This window comes from Thermomicrobium roseum DSM 5159, assembly GCF_000021685.1.
In the GTDB taxonomy this organism is placed as follows: domain Bacteria; phylum Chloroflexota; class Chloroflexia; order Thermomicrobiales; family Thermomicrobiaceae; genus Thermomicrobium; species Thermomicrobium roseum.
In genome coordinates, this window is record NC_011959.1 from 483,048 (window position 1) to 502,502 (window position 19,455).

Sequence of the window (19,455 nt, forward strand, 5' to 3'; positions counted from 1 at the left end):
TGACGAGCGTGCCCTCGAGCAGGAGACGAACGGTGCGAGCGGAAACGAGGCCAAAGAGAAACAGTGGGTCATCACGAGGGCCGTGGGTCCTCCTCTCGCTGGCGCTGTTCTTGGCGGGATTTGCCATCGGGCAAGAATGGCCGCGACCGTTGGCGACGCCTACACCGGCGATCATGCCTACAGCGGCGGTCATGCCGACTCCGGTGGCGGTTTTCAGCGAGGCATGGTCGCTGCTGCACGAGCATTACGTCGATCCGGCAGCTCTCGACGATCAGCGCTTGCTTGCCGGTGCCTTGCGGGGGCTGGCTGATGCGGTCGGCGACAATGGACATACGCGATATCTCACGGCGGAGGAACTTGCTCAGCACAGTGAACAACTCTCTGGCGAGTATTCCGGTGTCGGGATCGAGATCAGCGAGCAAGACAACACGATCGTCGTCCGCGATGTGTTCGCGGGTTCACCAGCTGCCCGCGCTGGAATCCAGCCGGGGGACGTGTTGGTCGCGGTGGACGGGATCCCCGTTTCCGAACTGGGCCTGGATGGTGTCGTGCAACGCGTCCGTGGTCCGGAAGGCACGGTGGTCACGCTGGTGATCCAGCAGGTTGGCAAGGCTTCTCCTCTCGAAGTCAGACTCGTACGGTCCAAAGTGCGCTTCTCAGGAGTCCGCTGGGCGGTGCTTGCGGAACGAGTCGGTCTTCTGCGGGTGAGTTCCTTCGCGGCTGGAACGGCAGAAGATGCCCGGCAAGGACTCAGCGAATTAGCAGCAGCTGGTGCGCGCGGGGTGATTCTCGACCTGCGGGGCAATCCGGGTGGGTTGGTCGACCAGGCGGTGGATGTGGCCGGTCTCTTCCTGCCGCCGGATACGGTCGTGCTGCGTTCGCGCGATCGCAGCGGGAAGGAAACGGTCTACCGGACCAAGCCGGATGCCCAACCCGTGACGCTGCCGCTCGTCGTCCTCGTCAATCGGGAAACGGCTTCCGCAGCCGAAATCGTCGCCGGAGCTCTGCAGGATCATCGACGTGCGGTCATCATCGGCGAGCGAACCTTCGGGACGGGAACCGTGCTCGCCGAGTTCCGGCTCCGGGATGGATCGGCTCTGCTCATCGGAACTCAGGTGTGGGTAACTCCGAACGGACGGGTGATCTGGCGTAATGGTATCGAGCCGGATATCACGGTTGCCCCCGCTGCCGAAGATGTCACGATCGTACCTCGTCGTGGCGAGATCCTGCCTGCCGAGCAGATCCGATCGGATTCGCAGCTCCTCGCTGCATGGGAGTATCTGCTCGAGCGGGATCGGGCGTGACGCTCGGGCGAAGGTGAGGGATGTCCGTGAGGGAACCAGACGTAAGCGGCAACCGGGCATCGCCGCCGGACGCATGGCGAGTTGCTAGCGAGCTCTACCAGGCGGGAGACCTCTTCGGCTGTCACGAGATCCTCGAGCATGTCTGGCGGGCGACCGAGGGCTCACTGCGCGAGTTCTACCGGGGTCTCATTCAGGTGGTGGTCGGACTGTATCATGCCCAGCGTGGGAATCGAGTCGGGGCACGAGCAGTGTTGGCACGCGGGCTCGCGCGGATAGAACAGTATCCTGAGGACTGTCTGGGGATGGATTGGGGACCGTTCCGGCGGAGTGCCCGGTGCTACCTCGAGTGGCTCGAGTCAGGGATGGAGGGGGCTGAACCTGCTCGACCGGTGTGGCCGAGGGAGCGGTATCTGGACCCAACGGTGCAGTGAAGGGAGATCGAAGTGGTGCGGGTACCGGAGCGACCCGAGAGCGTGCTCGTCATTATGGCACATCCCGACGACGCGGAGTTCATCTGCGCCGGGACAGTGGCCCGTTGGGCCAGCCAGGGAAGCCAGGTCATCTATGTACTGGTGACGAGCGGAGACAAAGGCAGCAACGACCCGACCATGACCCCGGAGCGATTGGCTGCGCTCCGTGAAGCGGAACAGCGCGAGGCAGCGCGGATTCTCGGGGTGGAGCATGTCGAATTCTTGCGTTACCGCGATGCTGAGGTCGTCGCCGATCTCGGGCTGCGCCGGGAGATCGTTCGCATGGTCCGGCGGTTCCGCCCCAGTGCGGTTATCTGCCAGGACCCGACAGCTCGATATTATGGACAGTCCTACATTCAGCATCCGGATCACATCGCGGTCGGGGAAGCGACCTTGGCGGCAGTGTTTCCGAGCGCGCGTGATCGCCTGACGTTTCCGGAGTTGCTCGCAGAAGGTTTGGAGCCACACATCGTGGCGCATGTCTATTTGGCCGGTGCACGGGAACCGGATGTCTTCGTGGACATTACGCCGTTCTTCGAAAAGAAGCTCGCAGCCCTGAAAGCGCATCGGAGTCAGCTGGGAGACTGGGATCCCGAGCCGATGCTGCGGCTCTGGGCGCAGGATACCGCGGCGGAAGCTCGGCGACGCGGCTGGCCCGGCAGCGAGGAGATGCTGTTGGCCGAGGCGTTCAAGTATTTCGCCATCGGCGAGTGAGGAAGGGGAGCGCCAGAACCGGTCGGGCAGTCTTGGGCTGCTGCGGGGGAACCGGAGCGTCGGGCCGGCGTGGTCAGTTCGAAGCTCGGGTTGTCGATCGCTCGGTGAGGTGAATGCTTCCTCTCGCCAGCGGGGCGAATCGCTTCGGTCGTTTTTGCTCGCCTGGCTGCGAGCGAACCGTTCTGGAAACGGCTGCGGATTCAGGGCGTCCTGGCAGTGCTCGTCTCTGGGGCGAGAGAAGGAAAAGCTGCTCCTGCACCACTCTCGAGCGCCATCGGCGACCGGGAAGGCTGCTATACTGCAGGTCCGGCGTGCAGGCGCCGTGAGAGTAAAGGCGCGTCCGTGCGGCGAGTCGTACTCGGCATTATCGTCAGTCTCGTCTTTCTCGGCCTGGCCCTCCGGGGACAAGATTTCCCGGCTCTGGGGGCAGCGCTCCGGGCCGCTGATTACTGGTGGCTCCTCCCGGCGATCGCGGTCTATTTTTGCGGTGTGGTGGTGCGAGCACTCCGTTGGGCCACACTGCTTGCCCCGGTACGGCGGTTGACGTGGCGACAGCTCTTCCCGGTCGTGGCCGTTGGCTATATGGCGAACAATGTTCTGCCGTTTCGGACCGGTGAGGTGGTGAGAGCCTATGCAGTCAGCCGTCAATTCGGTGTGAGCAAGACAGCGACCTTAGCGACGATCGTACTCGAGCGCCTGCTGGATGGTTTGACGATGCTCGCGTTCATCCTCGTCGCTGCGTCGGCGGTTGCGCTGAACTCGGCCCTGCGTCACGTGGCGATCGTTGCGGCAGCGATCTTTGTCCCGGCATTCGGTCTCCTCGTGTTGAGCGCTCGCTCGGGTAGAGTGGTCCGATTCGTCTATTGGATCGTCCGGCTGGTCCCCCGAGGAGTGCGCCAGCGGACCGAGCGTTCGGTCGAATCTGGGTTTCAGGGTGTGGCCGTTTTCCGCAGTAGTGCCGCGCTTGGCCGTGTAGCCGGGCTCTCCGTTCTCGCCTGGCTGGCTGAGGCTGCCATGTATGCGGCGGTCGCGCGTGCATTTGGCCTCGAACTCTCTGCCGCGATCGTCCTGCTCACGACCGCGGTCGCCAACCTGGCTACCTTGATCCCCTCCTCGCCCGGCTACCTTGGACCGTTCGAGGCGGGTGTCCTGCTCGTGCTCGCTGGGTTGGCTGGCGTCCCTCGAACGATCGCTTTCTCCTACGCGATCGTGTTGCACGCGGCGCTCTATTTTCCTATCACGCTGGTCGGTTTGCTTTATTGGTCGAAGCTCCAGCTGGATTGGGTGGCGATACGGCGAGCCGAATCGGAGGAAGCAGTGCGACTATGAATGTTTGGCAAGCGGCCGTGCTCGGTATCGTTCAAGGAACGACCGAGTTTCTGCCTATCAGTAGTTCTGCCCATCTCATCGTGCTACCATGGCTCTTTGATTGGCCGGAACCGGGGCTGGCCTTCAACGTCGCGCTGCACCTCGGAACGTTGTCTGCAGTTCTCGCCTACTTCTGGCGTGATCTGATTCAGATCGGGCGGGCGTGGTTCGCGGGGCTCATCCGTCTCCGCCCACTCGAGGACTCTGCGTCACGTTTGGGCTGGGCAGTGATCATCGGATCGCTTCCGGCTGGTCTGGCTGGATTCTTTCTCAATGATGTCATCGATCATTTCTTTCATTCCGGCGGCGGAGGCGATACCGCGATCGTGTTCACGAGTCTTCTCCTGATCGTGCTCGGGTTTGTCCTCTGGTTGGCTGAACGCTACGGAACTCGATGGCGGTCGCTCGGCGAACTCGGTTTACGAGATGGGCTGGTTGTGGGTCTTGCCCAGGCCCTGGCTCTTCTTCCGGGCGTTTCCCGCTCTGGTAGCACCATCACTGCAAGCCTCTTTCTCGGTTTCGCTCGCCCGGCAGCCGCTCGCTTTTCCTTCATCTTGGGGATTCCGGCGATCGCCGGTGCCGGACTGCTCGAAACACTAAAACTGGTCGAAACCGGTCTTCCTGCGGAGCAGCGAGTCCTGTTCGTGACCGGAGTTGCCAGCGCGGCGATCACCGGGTTTCTCGCCATCGCTTTTCTCCTGCGCTTCCTGCAGCGCTACAGTACGAGCATCTTCATCGTGTACCGCATCGCACTGGGCCTCGTGCTCTTGCTCGTCGTTTCGTTCGCTCGCTGAGAGTTTCATCCTGTTGGACGGGATTCAGCGGTGGCCGGCTCGCTCACGGCAGTCGGCCCGCGTTCTGGCCGGATATCAGGAATCAGCCAACTGGCGATAAAGCCGACGAGGATGAAGGCGGCAGCGACCAATGCGGTGCGCCGGGCAGCGTCGGTGAAGGCAGCCTCGATGGCTTGGACAATCGGCTGCGTACCGGGTTGGGTCTGTAACTGGACGAGAATCTGGCCGGCGGATTGCTTGGCCGCACGTGCCAGTGCGGCGGCCTGCTGCGGGGGGATGCCGAGTTGATCGATCAGGCGCGACTTCGTTCCGCTGCCGAGGCCGGCAGCCAGGATGGTGCCGAGCAGTGCGATACCCAGCGCGGCACCCACCTGGCGTGTCGTGCTCTGGGTTCCGGAAGCTTGGCCAGACTGAGCTGTGGGCACTTCAGCGAGGATGACGGAGGTGAGCTGCGCCGTTGCGAGCCCGACCCCGAGGCCGTAAAGAAACAAGGCCGGAGCGAGCCGCCAACCGGTGGTATCGGGGGCGAGGAAAGGAACGATCAAAAGGAGGCCGACCGCCTCGAAGAGCATACCGGCGCGGATGACCTGACGCGCTCCGAAACGCTGAGCCAGGTTAGCCGCCGCTGGTCCACCGAGGAAAGCGCCGATGGCGGTAGCCAGCAGGACCAGGCCGGTTTGAAAGGCCGTATAGCCCAGAACCGCCTGGAGATAGAGCGGGAGAACGAAGACGATGCCGAACTCGCCGAGACTCACGATCAGGGCCGCGAGATTGCCCCATCGAAACGTGCGGTAACGAAAGAGGCGGAGATCCAGCAGGACCGGACGGTTGGCTCGGACACGCCGGAGTTCGTAGAGGGCGAACGTTGGAAGGAACAGCGCAGCGAGGGCCAGGGCCACCGGCACAGGTGACAGCGTGGCGAATGGCCATTCCCACGAACCGATGCGGAACGTGTCCGTCGGTCGCCACCAACCATAGCGCTCTCCCTCGATCAAGCCGAAGACGAGCGCAGCGAATCCGATGGCGCTGGTCACGATGCCGATCAGATCGATGCCAGGAGCCGCTGAAGGATCACGCGTTTCCGGGACGGTGAGGAGGGCGATGGTTCCAGCGACCAAGCCGATCGGCAAATTGATGTAAAAGGCCCAGCGCCACGAGAAGTCGGTGGTCAGCCAACCACCGACCAGCGGCCCGAGCGCTGCCATGCCACCGATCACGGATCCCCAGATGCCGAAGGCGAGGGCTCGCTCGCGTCCCCGGAACATGGCGTTGACGCTGGAAAGGGTCGAGGGCAGGATGCAGGCTGCGCCGATGCCCTGGAGAGCACGTGCCGCGATGAGCAGTGTCCCGGATGGAGCACTGGCACAGAGGAGACTGGCGCCGACGAAGAGGGCTAGCCCGCCGAGGTAGATCCGCTTGCGTCCGTACAAGTCACCGAGACGTCCGACCGTGACCAGTAGAGCAGCGAAGACGAGCGAGTAGACCGTATTCACCCACTCCGCATCAGTTAACTGGAGACCGAGATCCTCGATGATACTGGGAATCGCGACATTGACGATCGTCGCATCGACGATGATCATAGCTAGACCGAGGGCGAGCGACGCGAGCCCAAGCCATCGGGTGCGTGGTGCCGCTGTCATCGAAGCGCTCCAATCTTGCCCAAAACTACCAAACACTCACTCTGTTCGACCTGCTCGAATTGTACCACACCGTTTGGGTTCTTGCCCGAATACCTCCCTGGGCACTTCCACGCGAACACTCCGCCGCGGGGTCCATCGTATCCGGGTTTTTGTCCGAATGATCCCTACCCGGTCACTGGTGGGAACGCCAGAAGCGCCCGGTCCGCGCGAGCGCGGTGCGGTCATCGACTAGGCGATCGGGTTGCCCGGATCGGTTGGTTGGTCTGGCTGGAGCAAGATGACCCGTCCATCCGGCTGGATAGCGCCCAGGACAAGCACTTCCGAGGGGAAACCGGCGACCCGTCGGACGGGGAGGTTGACGACCGCGATGATCAGCCGGCCGATGAGATCTTCGGGCGCGTACCAGGGACGGATGGCTGCCGAGGAGCGCTTGACCCCCAGCGGCCCGAAATCGATGGTCAGCTTGTACGATGGTCGGCGTGCCTCCGGAAACTCCTCCACGGCAACGATTCGCCCGACACGCAGATCGACGCGTTGAAAATCGGCGAGCTCGATCGGCGGTTTGGCTTCCATCTCGCCTCCTTTCTTGCGCTGGGAAGCGTACCATCGTATCGGCTGCAGTTAGGTTCGGAGTGTGGCATCGATGCAGTACCGGCGAGAGACGACCGATCCGCAAGATGAGATCTTCGATGTCCTGACCCAGGATGGGGAGCTGACCGGTGAAAGGGCAGCTCGCTGGTTGGTTCACCAAAACGGGCTCTGGCACCCGGCATTTCACCTCTGGATCGCGTGGGCTACCCCGGAAGGTCTCCGCGTGCTCCTCCAGCGTCGGAGTCTCACCAAGGACACCATGCCGGGGCGCGTGGACGTGAGCGTCGGTGGACATTTCAAGGCGGGCGAGTTCGTCCCTGGGCAGCCCCTCGCGCCTCTCATGCTCGCCGCGATCGTGCGCGAGGTCAACGAAGAGTTAGGCTTCAGGCTCGAACCGAGCGTTATCCAGTGGCTCGGAACGCGCTGGTCGGAAGCGGTGCAGGCGAACATCTGCGACCGAGAAGTCCAATACCTGTATTTCTGGCTCCGTGACGAGCCGCTCGTGGCTATCGAACCTGATCCGCGTGAAGTCGCAGCATTGCTCGCCGTTTCGGTTCGCGGTCTGCTCGAGTTACTCGAGCAGGAGCGAATGTCCGTGGAAGCACCGGTTCTGTGGTCGAGTGAATCGGGGGCAGGGAGTACTCGTTCTGTGCAGGCTGTGACGTTCGCGGACCTCGTCCCCGGGCGTCAACGCTATTGGCGGGTCGTGCTGCATCTGCTCGAGCAAAACGCGGCGAAGGGAGAAGTGCCGACTGAGCCCCTTGTCTTGCACGGAAAGAGCGAAGCGGATGCCGGATAGAATCGGAGTGGTTTCCGGCGCCACCTGGAGCGTTACGTTTTGCTGTCCGCTTCCGATCACATTCGATCCTTGGTTGCGGCTCGGCGAGATCCTGGGCAGCTCCTGACATTGGGGCACCGTCCGAGCGCGAGGGAGCTCGTGCAACGAGCTCCTTCGCGCTCGGACTCTCTTGGCTTCGGATAACTGCCGTTCAGTCGATGTACTCGTACGCCAGGTAGGTGAGAAACTCGGTGAACTCGTCGTCGAGCACCAGACGATCGAGGATCTCGCGCGCCTCTCGAAGCCGACCGGCTACCTCTCCGCCGAGCTTGGTGAGTTCCTCGTCGCGGATCTGGACGTACAACTCGGCCGTGACTGGCCGACCATCGTCGAGTTCGGCGCGATGGAAGCGCCACTGCCAGAGCTGCGCGCGCGAGATCTCGGCAGTCGCCGTATCCTCCATCAGGTTGAAGATGGCCGCGGCGCCTTGGCCACGCAGCCAGCTGTCCAGGTACTGCAGCGCGACACTGACGTTGTTCCGGAGTCCTCCCTCGGTGATCCGTCCTCCTGGCACGCGCACGTCCAGCAAGTCGCGTGCTGTCACCTGCACGTCCTCGCGGAGGCGATGCTTCTGGTGGGGTTGCTCGCCCAGGACGCGATCGAAAACTTCGAGCGCGACGGGGACGAGGTCAGGGTGCGCGACCCACGTCCCGTCGAAGCCGTCCTTGGCTTCCCGTTCCTTGTCCTCGCGAACCTTCGCCAAGGCGATCTCGTTGACTTGCGGATCGCGCCGGCTGGGGATGAAGGCAGCCATTCCGCCGATGGCGTGTGCTCCACGGCGGTGACACGTCCGCACCAAGAGTTCGGTGTACGCACGCATGAACGGCACGGTCATTGTGACCTGTGCCCGATCGGGCAGGAGGAACTCCCGGTGCCGGCGGAACTTCTTGATGACACTAAAGATGTAATCCCATCGCCCAGCATTGAGTCCAGCAGCATGATCACGCAGTTCCCAGAGAATTTCGTCCATCTCGAAGGCAGCCAGGATCGTCTCGATGAGGACGGTCGCCCGAATCGTTCCCCGCGGAATGCCGAGGCGATCCTGGGCGAAGTTGAAGACGTCGTTCCAGAGGCGCGCTTCCAGGTGACTCTCCAGTTTGGGCAAGTAGAAGTAGGGCCCGGTGTTCCTGGCTAGCAACTCGTGCGCGTTGTGGAAAAAGTAGAGACCGAAGTCGAAGAGACTCGCCGAGATCGGTTCTCCATCGACCAGGACATGCCGTTCGACGAGATGCCAGCCGCGTGGTCGGACGACGAGTGTCGCGGTCTTGTCGGCGAGACGATAGACCCTGCCGTCCGGGCTTTCGAAGCTGATGGTTCGCCGGACGGCATCGCGGAGATTGATCTGGCCTTGCACCACATTATCCCAAGTCGGCGAGAGCGCATCCTCGAAGTCCGCCATGAAGACGCGCGCACCGGAGTTGAGGGCGTTGATCATCATTTTGCGATCGACAGGCCCGGTAATCTCGACGCGCCGATCCTCGAGATCAGGGGGAGTCGGCGCGACACGCCACTCGCTTTCACGAATGTGAGCAGTTTCGGGAAGAAAATCAGGAAAATGGCCGGCATCGATCGCCTGTTGGCGTTCGGCTCGTCGTTCGAGCAGCTGCTTGCGGCGAAGGTTGAACTCTCGATGGAGGCTCGCGACGAAGTCGAGGGCTGGTTCGGTGAGGATCTGGGCGAACTCCGGAGTCATGCGTCCCACGATCCGCACATCACCCATGACAATACCTCCCTCACCCGGTGATGGCACCACAGCGTCACCCCTAGTGTAACGAAGAAAAGCCGGGATGCGGAGTTCGGAAACCCTGCATCCCGGCAGGAGAACGACTCAGACCACTGCTTCTTCCGGCAACTCCTCTTCGAATTGGGTTCCCAGTCGAGGTGCGTCGTACACCTGCCCCAGGAGGTGATGGTAGGGAACACCGGAGAAGAAGTGATGGCTTCGGGTGGGGAAGTCGGTGCCTTCGGCCCACTCGCGCTTTTGCAGGTCGATGTACGCTCGCTCCTGGCGTGCTGCCAGATGCTGGAGCAGTTCGCTGAAACCGAGCCCCATCGCGTGTTGTGCTGCCAGCGTGATGAAGATGAACCGCACGCCCATCTCACCGAGTTCGCGGAAGCTGATCGGGTTCGGGTCAGTGAACCACTTGAATGAACTCGACCAGTTGAAGGCGAACCGAGCATCCGGGAAGCGCTTGCGCACTTCCTCGACGAACGTTTCGAGTGGCCCTCGCTCTGAGGTCGGAAACTCGCACCACACCAGATCGGGGACGCCACTGTCGAGGTAGCGCAGGGCACGCTCGATCGCCAACGGCAGGCCGCGCTTCGCTTCCGGCGCGTCGACGGCCGAAACGCCGTCGGTGCGTGCGATGATGACGAAATCGGGATTCCCGAGATCGTTGGCCACTGCCCGCATCATCTTGAGTTTGCCGACCATTTCTTGTGCTGGGATGAGCGCCTTGCCCGCGATGTGGCCGCAGCGCTTCGGCATCACTTGGTCCTCGATATGCGCGCCAGCGACGCCCGCGGTCACATAGAGCTCGGTGGTGCGCTGGACGTTGAAGAGGTTTCCGTACCCGGTATCCATGTCGGCGACGACCGGTGGGATATGGAGATGCTTCGGGGGTATGCCCTTCTCCGGATCGCCGACAGCCATCGTGAGCTGGAACTTGCGTAGCCCGGCGACGATGCGGCGTGCAGCATCGGCGATCTCCACGCTGGAGTACAGATCCATATCCGTCGTGCCCAGATGGCCGATCGCGAAGGAATAGCCGCTGAAGTAGACAGCCGGAAAGCCGTAATACATGACGAGTTGTGCGCCGTGGGGGTCATAGACACCAGGGGCGAACACGTAGGGGAGGGTCTCGAGGAGCTGACGCAGTCGCGTGCTCGGGTGAATCCAGCGCGAGGCTGGAACGCGATACCCAGGGGGAAGGAGCGGGGTTTCGCGGAGTTCGTTCGGATCAGTCACGGCTTGCGGCAGCGACCACATGACGAATTCTCCCTTCACTGGTCTCCTGACTGACGAGCGGATGTTTCGGAGCGTGTCGCGAGCGATGCACGCTGGGCGATGAGTTGGTGGCCCCCGCGTAGGCGGGGTCTCACTGTGCCCGCGCGGATCAGCGCGATACTACGGTGAGAGGAGCTTTGGCGCGAGTGATGAGGTGGTGAGCGGTGTACTGGCGAGTCAGGATCCACCGACGCGACACTCGAGGCATGGGAACCTCCCGCATTCGTCGTTCGACGACGATTCGCCTCTCCCGCTTCACAGCATAGCGATATTGGCATATAATTTCCAATAGTACTTTGTGATGAGCGCCATAGGAGGAAGCTATATGGATGTGAGTCTGCGGCAGCTCCAGGTGTTCCGGTCCGTGGCTCGGCATCGGAGTTTTTCGCGTGCTGCCGAAGACCTGGTCATCAGTCAACCGGCCGTCTCTGCGCAGATCAAGTCGCTCGAACAGGTGTTGGGTGTTCCTTTGTTCCAGCGCACCGGTCGCGGTGTGGAGCTGACCGAAGCGGGGCGGCAGCTTCTGCCCTATGCTGAGCGACTGTTGAATCTTCTGGACGAGGCGCTGGCGGCTGTTCACGAGCTGCGCTGTGCGCAACGTGGGCAGGTGCGGGTGGCCGCGAGCACCACAGCCGGGATCTATGTGGTGCCGAAGGCACTCGGTGCGTTCCATCGGGCCTATCCCGGGGTCGAGCTCTCGCTCGATGTGCTCAACCGGTTCGCTGTCCACCAGCGTTTGTTGGCAGGCGATGCCGATGTGGCGATCATGGGGCTCATCGAGGACCCGCAAGACTTGGAGATCGAGCAATTTCTGCCCAATGAGCTGGTCGTGATCGCCTCACCTCGCCATCACCTCGCTCGCCGTCATCAGATCCCGTTGGATGAGATTGCTCGCGAGCCGTTTCTCGTACGCGAGATCGGGTCGGGCACGCGCGCTGACATGGAACGAATCTTCGCCGAGGCTGGACTTTCCCCCCGCGTGGCGATGGAACTACGCAGCAACGGCGCGATCAAGCAAGCAGTGGCAGCTGACCTCGGTGTCGCGGTCATGCCGCGCGATGCGATCGGGCTCGAGTTGGAAACTGGGCGGCTCATCGTGCTGGATGTCCAGGGTTTTCCAGTTCGGCGCTGGTGGTCGTTGGTGCGCCGGGCTGGCCGACAACCCTCAGCAGCTGCCGATGCGCTCTGGAACTTTCTTCTGCAGTACCGCTTGCAGGCGCGTTGACACTCAGCCGATCCCCGGCAGCGGCGGATGCTCGATGCCTAGGAGATCCATCAGGAGTACCGCATTGCGTGGTCCCTGGTTGCCATAGTTGGTATTGAAAAAGACATGCACCTCCTGTGCTTCGGCCGCAGCCCGGAGCAGCTTGGGTCGCCACTCTTCGAGTTCTTCCCGGCGGTACTCCCAGTTGAAACGCTCGCCGGTCTTGCCGGTGAACCGGTACCAGGTCTCCGCATTGCGCCCGTGGAAGCGCACCACCGCGAGACGGGGGTTGGTGACCGCGTAGATGGGGGGAACACAGCCGATCCCGACTTGCGGCTCGTCGACCATCGTATAGCTGAGGCCGGACTCGCGGAGGAGCTCGAGTGTGGCTTGCGCATGGCGAGCGTCCAGCCAATCGCGGCGGCGGAACTCAACGGAAAGCGGAAGATCAGGGAACAGTTCGGGAAGGAGCCGGAGGTACTCGCGGTGCTCTTCCGTGTTGCGATAGGAGGGTGGAAACTGGAAAGTGATCGCACCGAGTTTTCCCGCGGTGATCAATGGCTCGATGGCATCGAGAAAGCGGTGCGCGATGTCTGCATCGGGAACCGGTGCCTCTCCCCCCGGCTGCTCCGGTGTCGCGGTCAACTGGCGGGGTGGCTTGACGTCGAAAACGAATCCGGGTGGGGTGCGCTCGACCCAGCCTTGGACGACGCGACGCGAGGGGATCGCGTAATAAGTCGAGTTCACCTCGACGATCGGAAAATAGCGCGCGTAGAAACGCAAGCGCTCGCGGGCTTCGATCCCTGGTGGATAGAAACCCTCGTGGTCAGTCCAGGACGAAGTTCCGACGAGCAAGCGTCCCATACTGGTCTCCCTCACGCCATGCTAGCATAGCGACCAGTTGCCCGCTGGTCGCTCTCGGTGCCGCGTTCGACTTCTGGTGCCGCGATGGATCTTGCGGAGACCGGTCGTCTTCTTCACACTGAGTCGCGCTGGCAGCGAACTCCCGGTTTCAGCGTTGTGCCTTCCCACGAGGTGAACGTCGGCGACGCGAGCCGAGTACGGCGGAGCGCGTGTTGCGACCGTTGTCGGACGCGGGAACCAGAGCTCGTCGCTGATGGGGAGAGATGCGTGGTCAGCATGGAAGCGCGATTTTTCCCGCTGCGGTCGAGTCATCGAGCGGTAGCCGGCTCGTCGGCAGAGGGCGATCGGGGCGCACCGCGTATGGTCCATAGATGGGCCGACTCAGCGATCCCTGGGCGAGGACGGGGGCGATGGCGACTGGCCTCTGGTCATCGCCGGATCATCGTTCTAGCACGAGCAGCGACCATCGGTTACGCTTCGCACAGGACGACTCCGTAGGGGAAGGGGGTAGTCGATGCCGATTCTTTCGCCAGCCGATCAGGAGTACTTGCGTCAAGTCTTCGTCGAACGACTGCGCGATCCGATAACCATCCAACTTTTCACGCAGCGCGTGACCCAGATCAGTATTCCAGGATACGAGTGTGCGACATGCCGCGAGACGAACCAACTCCTCGAAGAGGTCGCTGCACTGTCCGAAAAGATCATGCTCGAAATGTATGACTTCTTGCAAGAAGGAGCGAAAGCACGGGAGGCGGGTGTCGAAGAGATTCCGGCGATCATTCTCAAGGGGCATAACAAGGGGACACTCCGCTTCATCGGGGTACCGGCTGGCTACGAGTTCGCGACGCTGATCGAGGACATCATCGATGTCTCGCGGGAAACGACCGAACTCTCGCCCTTGAGCCGGGAGACGCTTGCCAAGCTCGCACAGCCGGTTCACATCAAGGTCTTCGTGACACCGACTTGACCATACTGTCCAGGTGTCGCCAGGTTGGCGCACATGATGGCGATCGAGAGCGAGAAGGTGACCGCGGACGTGATCGAGGTGAGCGAGTTTCCGCACATCGCTCAGCGGTATCGGATCTTCGCTGTTCCCAAAGTCGTGATCAACGAATCGCTGGAATTCGAGGGGGCTCGACCGGAGGCAGCTTTCGTCGCGATGGTGGAATCGGTCGCGCGAGCCCAAGCTGAACCGGAACAAGACAGCTCTGCGTGAGACTCGAGAGCGAGCGTGCGTGCGCGAAGCCTGGGACGCAGTCACCGTTGGGGCAGGGCCGAACGGATTGGCAGCTGCTCTCGCCTTGGCCAGGAATGGTCGCCGCGTCCTGGTTCTGGAGCGAGCGCAACGTGCTGGTTGGGGGCTGCGAACCGACAAGAGCATCGTGCCCGGCTGTGTCCACGACCATTGCGCTTCCGTCCTGCCGCTGGCGCTCGCATCTCCGTTCTTTCGAAGCGTCGGGGTGATCGACCGCGTCCACTGGTGTTGGTCACCAGCTGCGCTGGCTCATCCGTTCGATGACGGAACAGCGGTCCTGCTCTGGCGTGATCTCGAGCGGACCGCCGTGGAGCTGGGTCCGGATGCACCAAGATATCGAGGGCTGATGAAGCCGTGGCTTTCGGCCGGAACGGTGTTGCTCGCAGCACTCCTTTCCCCCCTGCCGGGTGTGGTGCGTTTGCCGGGATCGCGCCTGCCGCTCGTGGAACTGCTGTGCTTCGCGCGGGAAGGAGTGCGCTCGGCGCGGGTAGTCATCGAGCACTTCGTTGGGGAACGAGCACGGGCGCTCTTTGCTGGCCTGGCGGCTCATAGCACGTTGCCGCTCGAGCAAGCTCCCTCCGCGGCGTTCGGCCTGATTCTGGCCGCGTGCGGGCACCTCGTCGGCTGGCCGCTCCTCGCAGGGGGTACGGAGCGCCTGGCGGAGGCGCTGGTGGGCGAGATCGAACAGCACGGCGGCACAGTTCGGTATGGTGTGCCGGTGGAGCGACTCGACGATCTCCCACCGGCCCGCGCCCTCCTCTTGGACTCGAGCCCGCGGATCGCTCTCCGGATCGCCGGCGCGCGCTTCACCCCAGCCTATCGGCGGCAACTCGCGCGCTTCCGCCCGGGACCAGGCGTGTTCAAGATCGACTGGGTGATTCGCGGGACGGTCCCTTGGCGAGCACCAGAGTGTGCACTCGCGGCGACCGTTCATCTCGGTGGAAGCTGGGAGGAGATCGCTGCAGCTGAGCGAGCGGTGAGCCAAGGACGCATGCCGGAGAGGCCTTTCGTCATTCTGGTTCAACCAGGCCAGGCCGATCCTGGTCGAGCGATACCTGACTACGCAGTGATGTGGGCGTACTGCCACGTGCCATCGGGATGGGATGGTGACGCGACTGAGGCGATCGAACAGCAAGTGGAGCGTTTCGCTCCCGGATTCCGGGAACGGATCGTGGCGCGCCGTGCGTGGAAGCCTGGAGACTTCGAGCGAGCCAACCCGAATCTCGTCGGGGGCGATCTTTCTGGAGGTTGGCCAACGCTCGACCAGCTCTTCACCCGGCCTGCCTTTTGGCCGTGGCCACCGTATCGGACGTCCGATCCAGCGGTGTTCCTGTGCAGTGCAGCGACACCGCCCGGGGGCGGCGTTCACGGCATGTGCGGCTACTGGGCTGCTCGTTGGGCTGAGCGGTGGCTCGATCGTTTGGATCGTGGTCGGCTCTCGCCCGCGAGCGGAAAACCGGTCTCGAAGGCTGCGGTGAGTGCTGAGTTGACGGCGCGCTGAGCATGGCGTAGACTGAGCAATGCAAGACCTTCGGGGCAGGGTGAGGCGCGCGGAGCGCCAATTCCCGACCGGCGGTAAAGCCCGCGAGCGGCCAGCGGCCGCAGGATCCGGTGAGGCGTCAGCAGCGCCAATTCCGGGGCCGACGGTATAGTCCGGATGGGAGAAGGTCGTTGCTCCGGTTCTCGATACCGGTCAACGAAGAACTTCGACCGAACCTGAACCCGGGGGCTTTGCCACCCGGGTTCTTCGTCATGGGCGACGGTGATGCAGGAACTCGACACAGATCGGTACTGGATGCAGCGTGCGATCGCTCTTGCCCGACGGGCGCAGGGGCGGGTCGCTCCTAATCCGGCAGTGGGCGCGGTGATCGTGCGCGAGGGCGAAGTGGTCGGCGAGGGTTGCACCCAGCCGCCGGGAGGGCCGCATGCGGAAATCGTCGCGCTCCAGCGAGCAGGGGAGCGAGCCCGTGGGGCGACACTCTACGTCACCTTGGAGCCGTGTGCGCACTACGGAAGAACGCCGCCCTGTGTCGAGGCCATCGTTCAGGCCGGTATCCGGCGTGTCGTTGCTGCCATTCTCGATCCCTTCCCGGCAGTAGCTGGACGCGGGTTCACTCTCTTGCGTCAAGCCGGAGTCGACGTAACGGTTGGGATCGAAGCTGAAGCCGCAGCTGAGGTGAATGCCGGCTACTTGAAGCGCTTGCGCGAGAGCCTGCCGGAGGTCACGCTCAAGTATGCGATGACGCTCGACGGTCACATCGCGACCCGTACTGGCCACTCGAAATGGATCACTGGTCAGGAGGCGCGCCGCTACGCGCACCAATTGCGGGATCAACATGACGCCATCTTGGTCGGTGTCGAAACGGTCTTGACTGATGATCCTGAGTTGACGACTCGTCTCGATCCGCGCGATGCCGGCGATGGGGGGCCGCACTCGCCGCTCCGCGTGGTGATCGATACACGAGCCCGAACGCCGCCATCGGCTCGCTTACTGGACAGTCGCCTACCGGCACGCACGCTCGTGATCACCACCGAGGCTGCACCGCCGGAGCGGGTCGCAGCTTTGTGGAAGGCGGGAGCCGAGTTGGCGTTCGTTCCTCTCCGTTGCGGTCACGTCGATTTGGCAGCTGCACTACGGGTACTGGCGGAACGAGGCATCAACCGGGTCCTCGTCGAGGGAGGCGGTCGAGTACTCGGCAGTCTATTCGAGCAGGGATTGGCCGATGCTGTCGTGGCATTCATCGCGCCAGTATTGGTCGGTGGGACTGCTGCCCCTGTCCCGTTGGCTGGTGAGGGCGTGGCACGCATGGAAGACGCTCCTCGACTCACCGGCGTGCGTGTCCGGCAGGTGGGAGACGATCTGGTGATCGAAGGACGGTTGCGTCCGATTTGGGTGCCTGAGGGGGCATGATGTTTACCGGTATCGTCGAGGAAATCGGTCGTGTGCTCGCGATCCAGCCGGTCAGCGGAGGTGGGCTTCGCTTGCGCATCGGCTGTCGCACCGTCGTGGAGGGAACCAGGCTCGGGGACAGCATCGCGGTCGACGGTGTCTGCCTGACCGTGACCGATCTCGCTCCGGACAGTTTCCAGGTGGAGTTGCAGCCGGTGACGGTGCGCCGATCGACACTCGGCAGGATCGCGGTCGGTGATCTCGTCAATCTCGAGCGGGCGCTGCCGGTCGGCGGACGGTTCGGTGGACACTACGTGCAAGGTCACGTGGACACGGTTGGCCGGATCGTCATGATGTATCGGGATGGCGCGGCCCTCATCGTCCGGATCGCTGCTCCAGCAGAGGCGATGCGGTACGTCGTCGAACGAGGATTCATTGCTGTCGATGGGGCGAGTTTGACAGTGCAGCGTCGCTTCCCGAGCGAGTTCGAGGTTTCCCTCGTTGCCTATACGCAAGAGCACATCACGTTGCCGCGCAAGCGACCAGGCGCCCTGGTCAACCTGGAGGTGGACATCATCGCCAAGTACGTCGAGCAGTTTCTCGCGCTCGGTGCCAGCGGTGCTCTGTCTCTCGAGTCGTTGCACCGGGCCGGATTCGTCAGTGCGCGAACGGAGGTCGAGTCGTGACACGCTTCGCACGAGTCGAACGAGCGATCGAGGCATTTCGTGCTGGACGTTTCGTCATCATCGTCGATGATGCCGATCGGGAGAACGAGGGTGATCTGGCGATCGCAGCGCAGTTTTGTACGCCGGAAGCGGTCAACTTCATGGCCCGCGAGGCGCGGGGACTCATCTGCGTGCCGATGGCAGCGGAGTGGGTGGATCGCTTGGGGCTTCCGCTGATGGTTCCACCGGGAACGAACGGCTCACGGTTCGGAACAGCCTTCACGATCTCCGTCGAGGCGCGTGAAGGTGTGGCAACCGGCATCTCGGCGTACGATCGGTCTGTGACGATCCGGAAGCTGGCTGATCCCTCGGCGACGCTGGCGGATTTCGTGATGCCGGGCCATGTGTTCCCGCTGCGCGCTCGACCGGGAGGAGTACTGGAGCGAGACGGGCAAACGGAAGCGTCGGTCGACTTGGCTCGTCTGGCAGGCGTGCATCCGGTCGCGGTCGTCTGCGAGATCATGAGCGCCGACGGGACGATGGCGCGCTTGCCGGAACTCGAGCGTTTCGCTGCTGAACACGATATTCCGCTCGTCCATGTGGCTGATCTCATTGCCTATCGGCTGGTTCACGAGCGTCCTGCGCAGTGCGTCGCCGAGACGACGCTGCCGACGCGCTACGGACGGTTCCAGCTACGGGCGTATCGCCGACTCGGCGGTGACCAGATCGATCTGGCACTCGTCCATGGGGATGTCAGTGGGGACGAGCCGGTGCTCGTCCGCTTGCATTCGGAGTGTTTGACCGGTGATGTCTTCGGGTCGCAACGCTGCGACTGTGGCCCCCAGTTGGAAGCAGCGCTGGACCGGATCGCCGCAGTAGGACGCGGTGTCATCGTCTATTTGCGTCAAGAGGGACGGGGGATCGGCCTGCTCAACAAGTTGCGGGCGTATCACCTGCAGGACATGGGATTGGATACCGTGGAGGCCAACCTGCACCTCGGTTTCCCGGCCGATCTGCGCGATTATCGGGAGGCTGCGATCATCCTGCGCGATCTCGGTATCGAACGCGTGCGACTTCTGACGAACAATCCCCGCAAAATCGCGGCACTCGAGGAACTCGGTTTCGAGATCGTTGAGCGGGTACCACTGGAACTGCCACCCACGGAACACAATCACCGCTACTTGCGTACCAAGCGCGACAAGCTCGGACACCTCGTGTTGCTGGAGGAACTGGCGGCGGTGGGCGACGAGAAACGAGGAGGCACGCGATGATGTCGCTGAATGGTCAGGCGATCCGCGTCGTCGAAGGGAAGTTGACCGGACGAGGCCGACGCTTCGCCATCGTCGTCAGCCGGTTCAACGAGTTCATTTCGCGGCAATTGCTCCACGGTGCGATCGATGCGCTGGTACGCCATGACGTCGAGCCACAGGCGATCGAGGTCGTCTGGGTTCCTGGGTCGTTCGAGATTCCGCTCGTCGCCAAGCGTCTGGCTGAATCGCGCCGGTACCACGCTGTCATCTGTTTGGGCGCAGTGATCCGGGGAGCCACGCCGCATTTCGACTATGTGGCGGCTGAGGTCTCCAAGGGAATCGCTCATGTGGCGTTGCAGACCAATGTCCCGGTTGTCTTCGGGGTGCTGACGACCGACACCATCGAGCAGGCGGTCGAGCGTGCGGGAACCAAGATGGGGAACAAGGGAGCAGAAGCAGCACTCGTTGCGATCGAGATGGCCAACGTCTTGGCCGAATTGGATCGTCTCGCTGTGACTCCGCTCGAAGCGTGAGGCTCGCCGAGCGTGCTGATTCGACGCAGTCGTGCCGATCCGTCGTCTGCCGGCGAGAACGGCTCGAG

General features: G+C 62.9%; 18 protein-coding genes, 1 pseudogene and 1 riboswitch. Of the genes and pseudogenes, 14 read left to right on the plus strand and 5 right to left on the minus strand.

What is annotated here, in order from left to right; translation table 11 throughout:
- The first annotated feature begins 32 nt into the window (after window positions 1-32).
- The 5 genes from TRD_RS02245 to uppP all read left to right on the plus strand — a co-directional run bounded on the left by TRD_RS02245 (window position 33) and on the right by uppP (window position 4,650).
- Complete coding sequence (locus TRD_RS02245; RefSeq protein ID WP_012641892.1) at window positions 33-1,304, plus strand: S41 family peptidase; 1,272 nt, start codon at window positions 33-35, stop codon at window positions 1,302-1,304.
- Window positions 1,305-1,324: 20 nt separating this feature from the next.
- Window positions 1,325-1,735 (plus strand): DUF309 domain-containing protein, encoded by a 411-nt coding sequence (locus TRD_RS13480; RefSeq protein WP_052294040.1) that lies wholly within the window; start codon window positions 1,325-1,327, stop codon window positions 1,733-1,735.
- Between the two features lie 12 nt (window positions 1,736-1,747).
- Window positions 1,748-2,488, plus strand: a complete 741-nt coding sequence (locus tag TRD_RS02255) for a PIG-L deacetylase family protein (protein ID WP_012641894.1) — start codon at window positions 1,748-1,750, stop codon at window positions 2,486-2,488.
- Between the two features lie 342 nt (window positions 2,489-2,830).
- Window positions 2,831-3,817: a lysylphosphatidylglycerol synthase transmembrane domain-containing protein gene (locus TRD_RS02260; RefSeq protein ID WP_012641895.1), complete on the plus strand. Its 987-nt coding sequence runs from the start codon at window positions 2,831-2,833 to the stop codon at window positions 3,815-3,817.
- Window positions 3,814-4,650 carry an undecaprenyl-diphosphatase UppP gene (gene uppP / locus TRD_RS02265; RefSeq protein ID WP_012641896.1) on the plus strand — a complete coding sequence of 279 codons (837 nt, stop codon included), beginning with the start codon at window positions 3,814-3,816 and terminating at the stop codon, window positions 4,648-4,650. The genes TRD_RS02260 and uppP overlap by 4 nt, the downstream gene beginning before the upstream one ends.
- 5 nt (window positions 4,651-4,655) lie before the next feature.
- Here the strand turns inward: uppP and TRD_RS02270 are convergent, their stop codons facing one another.
- Window positions 4,656-6,290: an MFS transporter gene (locus TRD_RS02270; RefSeq protein ID WP_012641897.1), complete on the minus strand. Its 1,635-nt coding sequence runs from the start codon at window positions 6,288-6,290 to the stop codon at window positions 4,656-4,658.
- Window positions 6,291-6,518: 228 nt separating this feature from the next.
- Window positions 6,519-6,863 carry a tRNA-binding protein gene (locus TRD_RS02275; protein ID WP_012641898.1) on the minus strand — a complete coding sequence of 115 codons (345 nt, stop codon included), beginning with the start codon at window positions 6,861-6,863 and terminating at the stop codon, window positions 6,519-6,521.
- A gap of 70 nt (window positions 6,864-6,933) precedes the next feature.
- Between TRD_RS02275 and TRD_RS13485 the strand changes: the two genes are divergently transcribed.
- A complete protein-coding gene (locus TRD_RS13485; protein ID WP_012641899.1) occupies window positions 6,934-7,680 on the plus strand; it encodes an NUDIX hydrolase in 747 nt (248 codons plus the stop codon).
- Between the two features lie 190 nt (window positions 7,681-7,870).
- On the opposite strand, the gene aceB is transcribed toward TRD_RS13485, so the two are convergent.
- Together aceB and TRD_RS02290 are read right to left on the minus strand one after the other, a co-directional pair.
- Window positions 7,871-9,439 (minus strand): malate synthase A, encoded by a 1,569-nt coding sequence (aceB, locus tag TRD_RS02285; RefSeq protein WP_012641900.1) that lies wholly within the window; start codon window positions 9,437-9,439, stop codon window positions 7,871-7,873.
- 108 nt (window positions 9,440-9,547) lie between these two features.
- Window positions 9,548-10,708: an isocitrate lyase/PEP mutase family protein gene (locus TRD_RS02290; RefSeq protein WP_052294041.1), complete on the minus strand. Its 1,161-nt coding sequence runs from the start codon at window positions 10,706-10,708 to the stop codon at window positions 9,548-9,550.
- A gap of 343 nt (window positions 10,709-11,051) precedes the next feature.
- Here TRD_RS02290 and TRD_RS02295 point away from each other — a divergent pair, with 343 nt between their 5' ends.
- On the plus strand, window positions 11,052-11,951 hold the full coding sequence (locus tag TRD_RS02295) for a LysR family transcriptional regulator (protein ID WP_012641902.1): 900 nt from the start codon (window positions 11,052-11,054) through the stop codon (window positions 11,949-11,951).
- A 3-nt stretch (window positions 11,952-11,954) separates the two neighbouring features.
- On the opposite strand, the gene TRD_RS02300 is transcribed toward TRD_RS02295, so the two are convergent.
- Window positions 11,955-12,794, minus strand: a complete 840-nt coding sequence (locus tag TRD_RS02300; protein WP_012641903.1) for a DUF72 domain-containing protein — start codon at window positions 12,792-12,794, stop codon at window positions 11,955-11,957.
- A 514-nt stretch (window positions 12,795-13,308) separates the two neighbouring features.
- Here TRD_RS02300 and TRD_RS15065 point away from each other — a divergent pair.
- The 7 genes and pseudogenes from TRD_RS15065 (at window position 13,309) to ribH (ending at window position 19,387) form a co-directional block, all read left to right on the plus strand.
- Window positions 13,309-13,761: a thioredoxin family protein gene (locus tag TRD_RS15065; RefSeq protein WP_226980709.1), complete on the plus strand. Its 453-nt coding sequence runs from the start codon at window positions 13,309-13,311 to the stop codon at window positions 13,759-13,761.
- A gap of 12 nt (window positions 13,762-13,773) precedes the next feature.
- Window positions 13,774-14,010: pseudogene (locus TRD_RS15070) on the plus strand (thioredoxin family protein); the annotation flags it as partial.
- 19 nt (window positions 14,011-14,029) lie between these two features.
- A complete protein-coding gene (locus TRD_RS02310; protein WP_012641905.1) occupies window positions 14,030-15,550 on the plus strand; it encodes a phytoene desaturase family protein in 1,521 nt (506 codons plus the stop codon).
- A gap of 22 nt (window positions 15,551-15,572) precedes the next feature.
- Window positions 15,573-15,722: riboswitch (FMN riboswitch) on the plus strand.
- Between the two features lie 92 nt (window positions 15,723-15,814).
- A complete protein-coding gene (ribD, locus tag TRD_RS02315) occupies window positions 15,815-16,960 on the plus strand; it encodes a bifunctional diaminohydroxyphosphoribosylaminopyrimidine deaminase/5-amino-6-(5-phosphoribosylamino)uracil reductase RibD (RefSeq protein ID WP_041435921.1) in 1,146 nt (381 codons plus the stop codon).
- Window positions 16,960-17,625: a riboflavin synthase gene (locus TRD_RS02320; RefSeq protein ID WP_041435922.1), complete on the plus strand. Its 666-nt coding sequence runs from the start codon at window positions 16,960-16,962 to the stop codon at window positions 17,623-17,625. Before ribD ends, TRD_RS02320 begins: the two co-directional genes overlap by 1 nt.
- On the plus strand, window positions 17,622-18,875 hold the full coding sequence (locus TRD_RS02325) for a bifunctional 3,4-dihydroxy-2-butanone-4-phosphate synthase/GTP cyclohydrolase II (protein WP_012641908.1): 1,254 nt from the start codon (window positions 17,622-17,624) through the stop codon (window positions 18,873-18,875). The genes TRD_RS02320 and TRD_RS02325 overlap by 4 nt, the downstream gene beginning before the upstream one ends.
- Complete coding sequence (ribH, locus tag TRD_RS02330) at window positions 18,872-19,387, plus strand: 6,7-dimethyl-8-ribityllumazine synthase (RefSeq protein WP_012641909.1); 516 nt, start codon at window positions 18,872-18,874, stop codon at window positions 19,385-19,387. Before TRD_RS02325 ends, ribH begins: the two co-directional genes overlap by 4 nt.
- The last annotated feature ends 68 nt before the right edge of the window (window positions 19,388-19,455 follow it).

Excerpts from the sequence above, each read along its gene's own strand:
- ribD (WP_041435921.1), top strand. The coding sequence starts at position 15,815 with ATGCAGGAACTCGACACAGATCGGTACTGGATGCAGCGTGCGATCGCT.
- TRD_RS13480 (WP_052294040.1), top strand. The coding sequence starts at position 1,325 with ATGTCCGTGAGGGAACCAGACGTAAGCGGCAACCGGGCATCGCCGCCG.
- TRD_RS02320 (WP_041435922.1), top strand. The coding sequence starts at position 16,960 with ATGTTTACCGGTATCGTCGAGGAAATCGGTCGTGTGCTCGCGATCCAG.
- aceB (WP_012641900.1), bottom strand. The coding sequence starts at position 9,439 with ATGGGTGATGTGCGGATCGTGGGACGCATGACTCCGGAGTTCGCCCAG.
- TRD_RS13485 (WP_012641899.1), top strand. The coding sequence starts at position 6,934 with ATGCAGTACCGGCGAGAGACGACCGATCCGCAAGATGAGATCTTCGAT.
- TRD_RS02270 (WP_012641897.1), bottom strand. The coding sequence starts at position 6,290 with ATGACAGCGGCACCACGCACCCGATGGCTTGGGCTCGCGTCGCTCGCC.
- TRD_RS02290 (WP_052294041.1), bottom strand. The coding sequence starts at position 10,708 with ATGTGGTCGCTGCCGCAAGCCGTGACTGATCCGAACGAACTCCGCGAA.
- ribH (WP_012641909.1), top strand. The coding sequence starts at position 18,872 with ATGATGTCGCTGAATGGTCAGGCGATCCGCGTCGTCGAAGGGAAGTTG.
- TRD_RS02275 (WP_012641898.1), bottom strand. The coding sequence starts at position 6,863 with ATGGAAGCCAAACCGCCGATCGAGCTCGCCGATTTTCAACGCGTCGAT.
- TRD_RS02300 (WP_012641903.1), bottom strand. The coding sequence starts at position 12,794 with ATGGGACGCTTGCTCGTCGGAACTTCGTCCTGGACTGACCACGAGGGT.
- TRD_RS15065 (WP_226980709.1), top strand. The coding sequence starts at position 13,309 with ATGCCGATTCTTTCGCCAGCCGATCAGGAGTACTTGCGTCAAGTCTTC.
- uppP (WP_012641896.1), top strand. The coding sequence starts at position 3,814 with ATGAATGTTTGGCAAGCGGCCGTGCTCGGTATCGTTCAAGGAACGACC.
- TRD_RS02295 (WP_012641902.1), top strand. The coding sequence starts at position 11,052 with ATGGATGTGAGTCTGCGGCAGCTCCAGGTGTTCCGGTCCGTGGCTCGG.